We start from the raw sequence: 12,860 nt of genomic DNA, 5'->3' as shown, positions 1-12,860 counted from the left end.
CCGTGGTCACTCAACCCCCCCCCAGCCCCAGGGGGCGGTCGGCCGTCGGTGCGCCGTCCGGGTCCACTCCTCGAAAAGACCGACCGGGGCGACACACGATCCTTGCTCCGCCGTGCCGTCGAAAGCTCTCTGCTGACGCTGGAGACCGATGACGCCATGGAGCCGGAGCGCCTGGCCCCTCAAGGGAGGCTAAGCAGCGGAACTCGTCAGAACGACCAGCCGCTGCGTCGCCCGGGACATCGCCACGTACCGGTCCACCGCTCCCCGCACCCCCTCGCCGAACTTTTCCGGATCGACCAGGACGACCAGGTCGAACTCCAGCCCCTTCGCAAGCTCCGGGGTCAGCGACCGGACGCGGGGTGTGGCCGGGAAGGAGGGGTCGCCGATGACGCAGGCGATGCCGTCGTCGTGGGTGGTGAGCCAGGCATCGAGGATCGCGTCCCGGTCCGTGACGGGGGCGTGGGCGACGGGGATGCCGGTGCTGCGGACGGAGGTGGGGACGTTGGCGTCCGGGAGGGCGGCCCGGATGACGGGCTCTGCCTCCGTCATCACTTCTTGCGGCGTGCGGTAGTTGATGTTCAGGGAGGCCACGTCGGTCCGGTCCAGCCCGACGCGTGCCAGGCGTTCCTGCCACGGCTCGGTGAATCCGTGCCGGGCCTGGGCACGGTCGCCGACGATGGTGAAGCTCCGGGACGGGCAGCGGAGCAGCAGCATCTGCCATTCCGCGTCGGTCAGTTCCTGGGCCTCGTCCACCACGATGTGGGCGAACGGGCCGGCCAGCAGGTCCGGTTCGGCGGTGGGAAGCGCGGTCTCGTCGACCAGGTCGGCCCGGGCGTCCTCGCCGCGCAACATCACCACCAGGCCTTCGCCGTCGTCACCGTCGGCGCCGGAGTCGGCCGCGGCCCCGATCAGATTGTCGACGACCTGTGTCATGCACTCGCGCTGGGCGGCGAGGGCGGCGGCGTGCCGGCGCTTGCGCAACGACGCTTCCGGGTCGCCGAGCCGCTGCCGCGCCGCGTCCAGGAGCGGCAGGTCGGAGACCGTCCACGCCTGGGCGTCCGCGCGTTGCAGGGTGCGGATGTCGTCGCGGCTGAGCCAGGGAGCGCACAGCCGGAGGTAGGCGGGTACCGTCCACAGGTCCGAGACGAGGTCGGCCGCTTCGAGCAGCGGCCATGCGCGGTAGAGGGCCCTCAGCAGCTCCTTGTCGTGCTGGAGCGCCGCGCGGAGCTGGTCGGCCGGGGCCTCGCCGTCGTGCTTGTCCGTCAGGATCGCGAGCAGGGCCTCCCATATCTGCTCGCGTGCTTCGTTGTGCGGGGTGCCTGGTTCCGGTGCTTCGAACGCCTCGGCCCAGTCGTCGGCGGTCAGCCGGACGTCGGCCCAAGGGGTCGAGACCGTCATGCCCTCGGCAGGCGGCTCCTCGTAGAACCTGACGGCCGTCTCGATCGCCTGCACCATGCGCACGGACGCCTTCAGGGCGGCCGCCTCCGGGTCGGTCTCGACGGTCGCGGCGGCGCCTTCGGCCACGAGGTCGCGCAGGGTGCAGGTCTGTACGCCCTCCTCTCCGAGGCTGGGGAGGACGTCGGCGACGTAGGACAGGTAGGGCTGGTGCGGGCCGACGAACAGCACGCCGCCGCGGCGGTGCCCGAGGCGGGGGTCGGAGTAGAGGAGGTAGGCGGAGCGGTGCAGGGCGACGACGGTCTTGCCGGTGCCCGGGCCGCCGTCGACGACGAGGGCGCCGCGGGAGCTCGCCCGGATGATGGCGTCCTGGTCGGCCTGGACGGTGCCGAGCACGTCGCGCATGCGGGCCGAACGGTTGCTGCCCAGGCTGGCGACGAAGGCGGAGTGGTCGTCGAGCGCGGCGTGCCCTTCGAGCCCGTCCGCGGTGAAGACCTCGTCCCAGTAGTCGCTGATCCGGCCGCGGGTCCAGCGGTACCTGCGGCGGCTCGTCAGGCCCATCGGGTCGGCGTGGGTGGCTCCGAAGAACGGTTCGGCCGCCGGGGAGCGCCAGTCGACCAGCAGCCGGCGGCCCGCGCTGTCGGTGAGGCCGAGGCGTCCGACGTACACGGGCTCGGCGCCGTCCTCGCCGACCATGCGGCCGAGGCACAGGTCGAGGCCGAAGCGGCGCAGGGTGCGCAGGCGTGCGGTCAGCCGGTGCACCTCCGCGTCGCGGTCCATCGCCTGCCGGCCGGTGCCGCCGGGCGCCTTGAGTTCGGCGTCGAGGCGGGCGGACAGTTCGCCGACGGTCTGTTCCAGGCTCTCCGCGATGGCCGCGAAGTGCCGCTCGTCGGCCGCCGTCAGCCGCGGGTCGGCCTTGGCGGCGAGTCGGGCGGGGAGGGCGAACACACTGGTGGTGGTCAGGGAATTCATGGTGTCAGCTCCGATCCTGGGCCGCACCCGCGGAGGTCTGCCGGGCGGCGGGCTGCGCCTCGCACACCCCGTACACCGGCAACAACACACGCACTTCGCGTATCCCCCAATTCCGCAGGTTCTGGCCTAGGCCAGAGATTCTGCGGTACGACCGGGGCCTTGCCGCAAGCCCCCCTGTGCGCTATAAGTTGAGAGTGGCAAGGAGTGGCAGAACTCCTTGCCTTTGTCGTTTTCGCCCCCGGCGCCCCCGGCGATCGGGGGCCGGGCACAGGCGTCCAGGCACACCTGTGCGGCGCACGGCAGGGCCGTACGCCGCTGGTGAGATCCGGCCCCCGGAGGGCCGTCAGGCGTTCGGTGCCGGCCGGCCCGCGAGGCCGTCGAGGTCGGCGCGGGTGAGCCCGGTCAGGCGGGCGACCTCGGCGGTGTCGACGGCGCCGCAGTCCAGGCCGCGCAGCAGGTAGCCGCTGAGCGCCTTGGCGGTCGCGGGCTCGTCCATCACGTCGCCGCCCGCCTTGGCCACGTACGCGGCCAGCCGGGCCGCGGCCTGCTCCAGGCCCTCGCGGTAGAAGGTGTAGACGGCGGCGTAGCGGGTGGGCAGGTGCGCGGGGTGCATGTCCCAGCCCTGGTAGTACGCGCGGGCCAGCGAGCGGCGCACCAGGCCGTGGTGCAGCCGCCAGGCGTCGTGGACCTGTGTGGTCGCGCCCACCGGGAGGACGTTGGTCGAGCCGTCGGAGAGGCGGACGCCGGTGCCCGCGGCGGCGACCTGCATCACGGCCTTGGCGTGGTCGGCCGCCGGGTGGTCCAGTGCCTGGTGGGCGGCGCTGACGCCGCAGGAGGCGCTGTAGTCGAAGGTGCCGTAGTGCAGGGAGGTGGCGCGGCCCTCGGCGGCCTCGATCAGGCGGGCGACGGTGGCGCGGCCGTCGGCGCCCAGGATGGACTGGGTGGTCTCGATCTGGATCTCGAACCCGATCCGCCCGGCCGGCAGGCCGTGGGTCCTCTCGAACGCCGCCAGCAGCCGCACCATCGCGGTGACCTGCTCGGGGTAGGTGACCTTGGGCAGGGTCAGCACCAGGCCGTCCGGAAGGCCGCCGGCCGCCATCAGGCCGGTGAGGAAGAGGTCGAGGGTGCGGATGCCGCGGTCGCGGACGGCGGCCTCCATGCACTTCATGCGGATGCCCGTGCAGGGTGCGGCGGTGCCGTCCCGGTGGGCGGCCGCGACGAGGGCGGCGGCGCGGACGGCGGCCGCGTCCTCCTCGGCGTCCGGGCGGAGGCCGTAGCCGTCCTCGAAGTCGATGCGCAGGTCCTCGACGGGTTCGCGTTCCAGCTTGGCCCGCACCCGCTCGTACACCGGCTCCGCGAGGTCGTCGGGTATGCCCAGGACGCCGGCGAACGCCGCCGCGTCCGGGGCGTGCTCGTCGAGCGCGGCGAGGGCGGCGTCGCCCCACTCGCGGACGGTGCCCGCGCTGAACACGTCGCCGGGGACGTAGACCGTGTGGACCGGCTGCCGGGTGCCGGGATCGCCCGGGTAGCGCCGCGCGAGGTCCGCGTCGACCTCCGCGAGGGCGGCTCCGATCTCCTCGCGTACGGTGTCCGCGAGACTTGTCGCCACCGTCTCGTGCTGCCCCATCCGGCACCCTCCCTGTGCTCGCGCCCACCACGTAGACGCTGCCTCACTTTTCCGCTGTACGGAATCCACAATCCGTAGAGCGAAGCTATCCGGGCCGAGTTCGCAGGTCAACACCCTCCGGCGACGGGATCGGCGGGACGCCCCATGGGGAGCGTTCCCCATCGCGTGCGCCGTGCGCCCGCGCGCGGCGCACCCCGTTTCACCCCTTTCGGTGCTTCTTCCGTCTTCCCCGGCCCGGACGGAACGCCCCTGCGTAACATCACCGGCGCGGTGCGGGCGGCCCGGGCGCCCGGCCGCCCGCACGAGGCGTGGGGGCCTGTATGCCGGAGGAGTTCGGGGACGCGCTGCGGCGGCTGCGGCGGGAGCGGGAGGTCTCCCTCCGGACCCTGGCGCAGCTGGTGCACTACAGCAAGGGCTATCTCAGCAAGATCGAGAACGGTGAGAAGCCGCCGACCGGCGACGTCGCCCGTCGCTGCGACGCGGCGCTGGCCGCGGACGGCGCGCTCACCCGGCTGCTGTCCGCCCGCACGCCCGGCGACCGCTGTCCGTACCCGGGACTCGCCGCCTACACCGCCGAGGACGCCCCCTGGTTCTTCGGCCGGGAACGCGCCACCGCCGCACTGGTCGGCCGCCTCGCCGAACGCCTGGAGGCCGCGGGTCCGCTCGTCGTGGCGGCCCCGTCCGGCGCCGGCAAGTCCTCCCTGCTCCGCGCCGGCCTGCTGCCCGCCCTGCGCGCCGGCGCCCTGCCCGGCTCCCGGCACTGGGCGGTACGTGTCCTGACGCCCGGCCCGCATCCGCTCACCGGACTGGCCGCGGCGCTGGCCGGGCCGGGGGCCGCGGCGCCGAATCCGGACACGGTCAGGAGTGCGGGTGCGAGTACGGGTACGGCTACAGGTACGGCGGAAGTCTCCGCGGCTCCGGGACCGCCCCCGGCCCGTCTCGATCCGGCCGCCGACGAGGGCCGGTCCGCCGAAGCCCTGGCCGACGTCCTGGCCGACGCCCCCGGACGATGCCCCGCCGCCGTCCGCGCCGCCCTCGGCGCCCACCCGCGCCTGGTCCTCGTCGTCGACCAGTTCGAGGAGGTCTTCACCGCCTGCGAGGACCCCCGCGAGCGGCGGGCGTTCGTCGCGGCGCTCTGCGCGGCCGCGCGGGACGCCCCGTGCGCCGTGGTCCTCTGCGTACGCGCCGATTTCTACGGCCAGTGCCTGGACCACCCCTCGCTCGCCCCGGCCCTGTCCGCCGGGATCTTCGCGCTGCGGCCCATGTCCGTACCGGAGGTGCGTGCGGCGATCGTCCGGCCCGCCCGGGAGGCCGGGCTGGAGCTGGAACCGGGCCTCGAAGAGCTGCTCCTGTCCGATCTGGGCCTCCACGAGGACGACGGCCCGGTGATCGGCGGGGCACTGCCCCTGCTGGCGCACGCCCTGCTCGGCACCTGGCAGCAGCGCACCGGCCGCACCCTCACCGTCGCCGGATACCGCCTGACCGGCGGCCTGCACGGCGCCGTCGCCACCACCGCCGAGCGGGTGCACGCCACGCTGGACCCGGCCGAGCGGCGGGCGGCGCGGCAGGTGCTGCTGCGGCTGGTGCAGGTCGGTGAGATCGCGGGCGAGACCCGTCGGCGGGTGCCGCGCGAGCGGCTGCTGGAGCATCTGCCGGACCCGGAGAAGACCGCCGCCGTGATCGACGTCTTCGTGCGCGCCCGGCTGCTGACCCTGGACGCGGACACCGTGGAGATCACCCACGAGGCGCTGCTGCGGGCCTGGCCGCGGCTGCGCGGCTGGATCCGGGCCGACCGGGCCGGGCTCGTCGTCCACCAGCGGCTCTCGGAGGCGGCCGGGGCGTGGAAGCGGGAGGGGCGGGAGGCGGCGGGGCTGTACCGGGGCACCCGGCTGGCGGTGGCCCGCGAGTGGGCCGGGCAGCAGGGGGAGGACGCCGGGCTCAGCCCGCTGGAGGAGGAGTTCCTCGACGCGTCGCAGGCGCGCGAGGCGGCCGCGGCGCGGGCCGGGCGCCGCCGGGTGCGCCGCCGCCGCAGGCTCGCCGGCACCCTGGCCGTACTGCTCGTCCTCGCCGTGTGCGCGGGGGTGCTGGCGGTCCAGCAGTGGCGTACGGCGGAGACCGGCCGCCTCGACGCGTACGCCGGTGAACTGGCCGCCCGCTCGGGCCAGGTGGCCACCGGGCAGCCCGAGGCGGCCATACTGCTCGCCGCCGAGGCGTACCGGCTGCGCCCGTCCCCCGCCTCCCGCAGCGCGCTGCTGAGCACTCAGGCGCGACCGTTCGCGGGTCGCCTGACGGGGCATCAGGGCCCGGTCAACGCCGTCGCGTTCAGCCCGGACGGGGGCCTGCTGGCAGGCGGGGCCTCGGACGGCACGGTACGGCTATGGGACCCCCGCACCCGCCGTCCGCTGGGCACCGCGATCCGGGCGGGGGCGACGCGGATCCGCGGTGTGGCCTTCAGCCCGGACGGCGGGCTGCTCGCGGCGGGCGCCGCGGACGGCTCGGTACGGGTACGGGACACCGGCCGCGGGGCCCCGGTCACCACGGTGCCCGGCGCGGGCCCGGGCGGGGAGGTGGCCTTCGCGCCGGCCGGTCCGGGCGTACGGGGCGAGGCGGCCGGTCCGGCTGCTGCGCCTGGTTCGGCCGGTGCGACCGGTACGCCTGACCCGGCCGGCGCAGGTGGCGCAGCCGGTACGGCCCGTACGCAGGTCCTCGCCGCCACCGGCCCCGGCGGCAGCGTGACCCTGTGGAACGCGCCCGGCATGCGGCGGACGGCCCGCCTGCCCGGCCTGGGAGGCGGCGCGAGCGGCAAGGTGGCGTTCAGCCCGGACGGGCGCCTGCTGGCCCGCGGCGACGCCAACGGCCGGGTCCGGGTGTGGCGGCTGCCGCGCTCCCTGACCGCCTCCGTGCCCGGCAGCGCCCTGTCCGACGCCGACCGCCCCGCCTCCCCCACCGTCCTGGCCGACCGCGCCGGGCACGGCAGCGGAGTCGTCGCCGTGGCCTTCAGCCCGGACAGCACGACACTCGCCGTCGGCGGCACGGACCGCACGGTGACGCTGTACGACACCCGTGACATGACCGTCTCGGGGCGGCTCACCGGCCACAACGACGACATCAACGCCCTCGCGTTCAGCCCCGACGGCGACACCCTCGCGTCCGCCTCCGGCGACGGCTCCGCACGCCTGTGGGAGGTCGCCACCCGGCGTACCGTCGCCGCCTTCACCGGGCACAGCGACTACGTGCTCGCCGTCGCCTTCGCCCCGGACGGCCGCACCCTGGCCACCGGCAGCTTCGACCGGACCCTCGCCCTGTGGAACCCGTCCGGCGCGGCGCTGACCGCCCGGCCGGTCTCCGGCCGGTCCGCCGTCGCCTTCGCGCCCGGCGGGCGGCGGCTGGCCGCCGCGGGCACCGACGGCTCGGTCCAGCGGTGGGACGTACGGTCCCGTACGCAACTGGGGCCGCCGCTGGGCGGCCACCACGGCCCGGTGCGAGGGCTGGCCTACAGCCGGGACGGCCGCACGTTCGCGACCGCCGGGGCCGACGGGACCGTACGGCTGTGGGACGCGGCGAGCGGCAGCCGCGAGCGCGTCCTGACCGGGGCGCGCGGGGCGGTGTTCGCGGTCGCGTTCTCCCCCAGCGGACGGCAACTGGCGGGGGCGAGCGAGGACGGCACGGTCCGGCTGTGGGACCTCGCGCGGGGCGGCTCGACCGTCCTGACCCAGCACGACGACTTCGTCAACGGCGTGGCGTTCAGCCCGGACGGACGGCTGCTGGCCAGCGCGAGCGACGACCGTACGGTACGGCTGTGGGACGCCGCCACGCACCGCCAAGTCGCCGTCCTGCGCGGGCACACGGGTGCGGTGTGGGCGGTGGCCTTCAGCGCGGACGGGCGGGTGCTCGCCTCGGCGGGCAACGACCGCACGGTGCGCCTGTGGGACCTGCGGCGGCACCGCGCCACCGGAGTGCTGCGCGGCCACACCGGTTCGGTGCGCGACATCGCGTTCGCGCCGCGCGGGCGGCAGTTGGCCACGGTCGGGTTCGACGGCACCGTACGCGTCTGGGACACCGCCGCCCGTCTCCAGGCCGCGACGCTCACCGGGCACACCGACGTGGTGTGGTCGGTGGCCTACGCGCCGGACGGCAGGACCCTCGCCAGCACCGGCGCGGACGGCTCCGTACGCCTGTGGGACCTGGACGCGCGCCGGGTGGCCGGGCGCATCTGCCCGCTGGTGGGCAGGACCGGACCCGCCCGCTGGCGGGAGTTGCTGCCCGATGTCCCGTACGCCCCGATCTGCGACCGCTGACGGCACGGGAGCGCGGGCCGTCAGCGGTCGCGAAGTCCGGAGCCCGCACGGATTTAACCCATGGCGTTTCCGATCACGCCGGGCGACACTCTCCCGCATGACATGGATCGCACCCGAGGTGGACCGCCGTACCGAGCCGTACGTGGCGGACGAACGCAGCATGCTCCAGGGCTGGCTGGACCGGCACCGTGACACCCTGCTGGCCAAATGCGCCGGGCTCACCCCGGAACAGCTCGTCCGGGCCAGCGCCGAGCCGTCGAACCTGACGCTGCTCGGTCTGGTCCGGCACATGGCGGAGGTGGAGCGCTCCTGGTTCCGGACACGTGTCGCGGGCCAGAAGATCGGCAATCTCTACTTCACCGACGAGCAGCCGGACGCCGACTTCGAGAACCTCGACACCGCCGGCGCCGAGGAGGCGCTCGCGGTGCTGCGTGCCGAGTGCGACGCCGCCGACCGGGCCGTGGCGCACCGCGGCCTGGACGACACGTTCACGATGGCGGACGGCCGGACCATCAGCCTCCGGTGGGTGTACGTCCACATGATCGAGGAGTACGCGCGGCACAACGGGCACGCGGACCTGCTGCGGGAGCGGATCGACGGGGTGACGGGCGACTAGGACTTGTCCGGTCGATCATGTGACGAGTCCCTGACCGGGTCGTTTGTGTTGGCACGGGGCGGGGTGATCTGACTAACGCGGAGTGGGAACGGCTAAAGCCGTTTCTGCCGGTCAGCAACAGGCGTTGTGGCAGATGGCGGGATCACCGGCAGGTGATTGACGGAATTCTCCACCGGGTCCGGACCGGCGTGCAGTGGCGCGACCTCCCCGAGCGGTTCGGGCCGTGGAAGACCGTCTATGAACGCCACCGGCTGTGGTCGGCCGACGGAACGAGGGAGCGTCTGCTCCAGCAGGTACAGGCCGCCGCCGATGCCGCCGGCGAGATCGACTGGGACGTCTCGGTCGACTCCACCATCGTCCGCGCACACCAGCACGCGGCCGGTGCCCGCACCGATCCCCCTCCGGTTTCGGCCTCAAAGGAGGCCGAAACGCCGGAACACCAGGGCGAAAGCGCGTGGCAGAGCCTCGTCGCCCGCCTGGTGGAGGTGGTGCTGGAAGTGAGGGCCTGGGCCGCACGCGGGGCGGGTTCACCAGCAAGCTCCACCTGAGCACCGACGGCCGATGCCGTCCGCTGTCCCTGATCGTCACACCCGGGCAGCGGGCGGACTGCATTCAGTTCAAATCGGTACTGGAGAAGATCCGCGTCCCACGGACCGGCCTGGGAAGACCCCGCAAGAAGCCCGGCAGCCTGGCGGCGGACAAGGCATACAGCAATGGGCCCTGCCGTGATTAGCTGCGACGGCGGGGCATCCGGCACACCATCCCGGAGAAGATCGACAGCCAGGCAGCCCGTCTTCGCACTGGCTCACACGGCGGACGGCCACCGGGCTTCGACGAAGAGATGTACAAGAAGCGCAACACCGTGGAACGGGCGATCAACCGCATGAAGCAGCACCGGGCGGTCGCCACCCGCTACGACAAGCGCGGCTATGTCTTCCTCGGCACCGCGACAGCGGCAGCCCTCGTCATCTGGCTGCGAACGTAACCGGCAGGACAAGGCCCGGGTGTCGGACAGTAGAACTAGCGACGCGCGGGTCTTGGACTTTGGGGTAGCGTCCGGTGGGGAGGTTGGGATGAGTTTCCGGCTGGCGGCTTACGCCGTGTGCATCGAGGACAGGCGGGTGCTGCTCGCCTGTCACGTACCACCGAATGGCGAGACCAACTGGACCCTTCCGGGCGGAAGGGTCGAGCACGCGGAGGATCCGTTCGACGCGGTGATCCGGGAAGTCGCCGAGGAGACCGGCTGCGACGCGGTGGTCGAACGCCTGCTGGGCGTGGACTCAAGGATCATCCCCGCAGCCGAACGCGCCATCCCCGGTGGGCCAGAACACCAGAATGTCGGCATCTTCTACCAAGTCCGCATCACCGGCGGCCAACTCCGGCCGGAGCCGGACGGCGAAATCGCCGAGTCGACCTGGACTCCGATCCCCGACGTCGCTGGCCTGCGCCGGTCGTCACTTGTCGACATCGGCCTCACCCTGGCGCAGACCCTTCCGGCAACCGGCCACGTCGCGTCCATCCCGGTCGGCGGCCTGATCCAGCACTGAGGAAACCACCAACGTCTACTCCTGCTTGACCGTCACCTGGCTCACATGATCGACCGGACAAGTCCTAGACGGTACCGGCGAGCAGTCGCGCACCGCTCATTCGGGTGCGCGCTCGACGACGAGCAGTGCGGCGTCGTCCCGCAGCTCCCCGCCCGTGTGCCGGTCCAGGTCCGCGCGGAGTCCGTCCACCAAGTCGTCCAGCGGCGCGGCGGCCCGTTCGCCGACCCGATCGGCGAACGGGTGGAAGCGCCCCGCCGCGTCCCGGGCCTCGATGAACCCGTCGGTGGGCAGCACCAGCCGCTCCCCCGCCCGGAACGGCAGCGTCTGGACCGCGTGCCCGGCCCCCACCAGGTCGGCCATGCCGACGGGGGCGCCGGGCCGCTCCGGCGGGCAGGGACGGACCCGGCCGCCGGCGACGAGCAGAGGTTCGGGGTGCCCGCAGTGGACCACCCGGGCCACCGGGCCCTCGGGGATCTCCACCAGCAGGGCGGTGGCGAACCGTTCGGGCGTCTCGGCGCCCGGCAGCCGCGCGATGTGCCACCGCGCGTCGTGCTCCAGACGCCGGGCCACCTCCGTCAACTGCTCCTCCGCGTACGCCGCTTCGCGGAAGGAGCGCAGCAGCAGCGCCGACGCCTCCACCGCGAGCATCCCCTTGGCCCGTACGTCGCCGACGAGCAGGCGGGTGCCGTACGGGCTGCGTACCGCGTCGTAGAGGTCTCCGCCGCTACGGGGCGCGGTCCGCGCGGGAAGGTAGGTACCGCGCAGGCGCAGGTTTCCGATCCGTCCGGGCAGCGGCCGCAACAGGGCCTGCTGCGCAGTCGCGGCCGATGTGTCGGCGCGGTCCAGCGCGCGCTGTCGCCGCCGTCGTACCGCGCTGCCGCAGAGGGCCACCAGCGTGGCGGCCAGTACCGTGCACACCGCCGCTTCGGACACCGGACCGGCCGTCAGCCGACGGGGCTCCGGCACGCCGGTCGACACGGTCACGGCGGCCAGTACGAACAGCACGAAGGCGAGGCCGAGCAGCGCGCGCGGCAGCAGGGCCGTGAACCGGTGCCGCGCGTTCCCGGAAGGGCGCTCAGCGGTGCTCGGCGGCTGCTTGCGCATGGGCTTCTTCCCTGGCGGTGGTGGCGGGGGCGGTACGGCTGTGCGTGGGACGCACCGTGCGGCGGCCGCCCGCCACGTCGTGCAGGGCCCGGTCGAGCAGCATCAGGAGGCGGTACTCGGCCACCCGGACGTCCAGGCTGTCGTGCCGGTCGCCGCACCGCTCGGCCAGTTCCCGCCACACCCGGCGGGTCGCGGGCAGCACGGGGTGCGGGCTGCCGCCCCGGCAGCCGCGTACGCACAGCGCCAGGCAGGTCAGCAGCCGGGCGCAGCCGGCCCGGAACTCCCGGTCCCACGCGCCCGTCCGCGCCGCCGCGTCCGGGCCGTCCTGCGGTGTGCCCTGGCCGGCCACTGCCGCGCCCGGGCCGGCCACCGCCGAGGCCGGGCGCTGCGCCGCGAGGGCGTCGAGCGCGCCGACGCACGCCTCCGCGTCGTGCGCCACCCGCTCCAGGCTCTCCAGGACCTTGCGGTCCAGGTGCCAGACGGCGTTCCGGTTCCGCGCGCGCACGTTCCAGCGCAGGCTCTCGTGGGCCTGCCCGAGGGCGCTGCGGGCCGTGGCGGTGGTGTCCGCGACGCGGGCAGGCCACTGTGCGCCGAGTACGTCGTCGGGATGCCGACCTTCCCGTACCGCGGTGGCCATGCCGTCCAACACGCCGGCCAGATCGTCCCGCAGGCGGTCGAGGGCGGACTCCGCCGCCCGCAGCCGCAGCGGCGGCGGCAGCAGGGCGTTGAAGAGCACCGCGACGGCGATGCCCACGCCGATCTCCAGCAGGTGCGGCAGGATCTGCCCCGCGTGGTTCGGCCCGAGCAGGAGGACGAACACCGCGGTGATCGGTACGTGCAGTCCGTGCGCGCCGAGGCGTTCGTGCCCGGCGGCCAGCAGGGACAGCAGCAGGACGGCGGTCATGCTCAGCCACGTCGGTCCGACGAGGACCGCGGCGGGCAGGGCGATCAGGGCGCCGAGCGTGCACCCGGCCGCGTACTGGAGCCCCGCCGTGCACGAGCGGAACACCGTCGGGTGGACGACCAGCAGCGCGGCGACGACCGCCGGGCCCGGCTGCGGCGTCTCCCACATGCTGCGGCAGAGCTGCCAGGCCAGCGCCGCCGCCACGGCGGCCCGGACGGCGACCAGCCACCGGACCGCCCAGGGCCCGTCACGGATGCGCGCCAGCCCGACCACCGCGTGTGCGGTGCCCGCCCGGCGCCCGGGCGGTGTCGCTTTCTCCTCCCGCACGTGCACCCCTTTCCCTCCGCGCTCCGGCCTCGTCCCGTCGGCGGCCTACGGTGCGGGCCGCCGAAACCTT

The 12,860-nt window shown here is 74.3% G+C and carries 7 protein-coding genes and 1 pseudogene; 4 read left to right on the top strand and 4 right to left on the bottom strand.

What is annotated here, in order from left to right:
• Positions 1-189 precede the first annotated feature (189 nt).
• Positions 190-2,367 carry an RNA polymerase recycling motor ATPase HelR gene (gene helR, locus AB0A97_RS27865; protein WP_361155010.1) on the bottom strand — a complete coding sequence of 726 codons (2,178 nt, stop codon included), beginning with the start codon at positions 2,365-2,367 and terminating at the stop codon, positions 190-192.
• Between the two features lie 343 nt (positions 2,368-2,710).
• Positions 2,711-3,994 carry an aldolase gene (locus tag AB0A97_RS27860; protein WP_361155009.1) on the bottom strand — a complete coding sequence of 428 codons (1,284 nt, stop codon included), beginning with the start codon at positions 3,992-3,994 and terminating at the stop codon, positions 2,711-2,713.
• Between the two features lie 320 nt (positions 3,995-4,314).
• On the opposite strand from AB0A97_RS27860, the gene AB0A97_RS27855 reads away from it, so the two are divergent.
• The 4 genes and pseudogenes from AB0A97_RS27855 to AB0A97_RS27840 all read left to right on the top strand — a co-directional run bounded on the left by AB0A97_RS27855 (position 4,315) and on the right by AB0A97_RS27840 (position 10,455).
• A complete protein-coding gene (locus AB0A97_RS27855) occupies positions 4,315-8,292 on the top strand; it encodes a helix-turn-helix domain-containing protein (protein ID WP_361155008.1) in 3,978 nt (1,325 codons plus the stop codon).
• Positions 8,293-8,389: 97 nt separating this feature from the next.
• A complete protein-coding gene (locus AB0A97_RS27850) occupies positions 8,390-8,908 on the top strand; it encodes a DinB family protein (protein ID WP_361155006.1) in 519 nt (172 codons plus the stop codon).
• A gap of 68 nt (positions 8,909-8,976) precedes the next feature.
• A pseudogene (locus tag AB0A97_RS27845) lies at positions 8,977-9,893 on the top strand (IS5 family transposase).
• Positions 9,894-9,981: 88 nt separating this feature from the next.
• Positions 9,982-10,455, top strand: a complete 474-nt coding sequence (locus AB0A97_RS27840; protein ID WP_361155005.1) for an NUDIX domain-containing protein — start codon at positions 9,982-9,984, stop codon at positions 10,453-10,455.
• A gap of 96 nt (positions 10,456-10,551) precedes the next feature.
• On the opposite strand, the gene AB0A97_RS27835 is transcribed toward AB0A97_RS27840, so the two are convergent.
• On the bottom strand, positions 10,552-11,559 hold the full coding sequence (locus AB0A97_RS27835; RefSeq protein WP_361155004.1) for a PP2C family protein-serine/threonine phosphatase: 1,008 nt from the start codon (positions 11,557-11,559) through the stop codon (positions 10,552-10,554).
• Positions 11,531-12,790, bottom strand: coding sequence for an aromatic acid exporter family protein (locus tag AB0A97_RS27830; RefSeq protein ID WP_361155002.1), 1,260 nt, complete (start codon positions 12,788-12,790; stop codon positions 11,531-11,533). Before AB0A97_RS27830 ends, AB0A97_RS27835 begins: the two co-directional genes overlap by 29 nt.
• Between the last annotated feature and the right edge of the window lie 70 nt (positions 12,791-12,860).

It is taken from the genome of Streptomyces sp. NPDC045470 (assembly GCF_040646595.1).
Classification (GTDB): Bacteria; Actinomycetota; Actinomycetes; order Streptomycetales; family Streptomycetaceae; genus Streptomyces.
This window is presented reverse-complemented; position numbering and strand designations above follow the sequence as displayed.

Excerpts from the sequence above, each read along its gene's own strand:
- helR (WP_361155010.1), bottom strand. The coding sequence starts at position 2,367 with ATGAATTCCCTGACCACCACCAGTGTGTTCGCCCTCCCCGCCCGACTC.
- AB0A97_RS27860 (WP_361155009.1), bottom strand. The coding sequence starts at position 3,994 with ATGGGGCAGCACGAGACGGTGGCGACAAGTCTCGCGGACACCGTACGC.
- AB0A97_RS27855 (WP_361155008.1), top strand. The coding sequence starts at position 4,315 with ATGCCGGAGGAGTTCGGGGACGCGCTGCGGCGGCTGCGGCGGGAGCGG.
- AB0A97_RS27850 (WP_361155006.1), top strand. The coding sequence starts at position 8,390 with ATGACATGGATCGCACCCGAGGTGGACCGCCGTACCGAGCCGTACGTG.
- AB0A97_RS27840 (WP_361155005.1), top strand. The coding sequence starts at position 9,982 with ATGAGTTTCCGGCTGGCGGCTTACGCCGTGTGCATCGAGGACAGGCGG.
- AB0A97_RS27835 (WP_361155004.1), bottom strand. The coding sequence starts at position 11,559 with ATGCGCAAGCAGCCGCCGAGCACCGCTGAGCGCCCTTCCGGGAACGCG.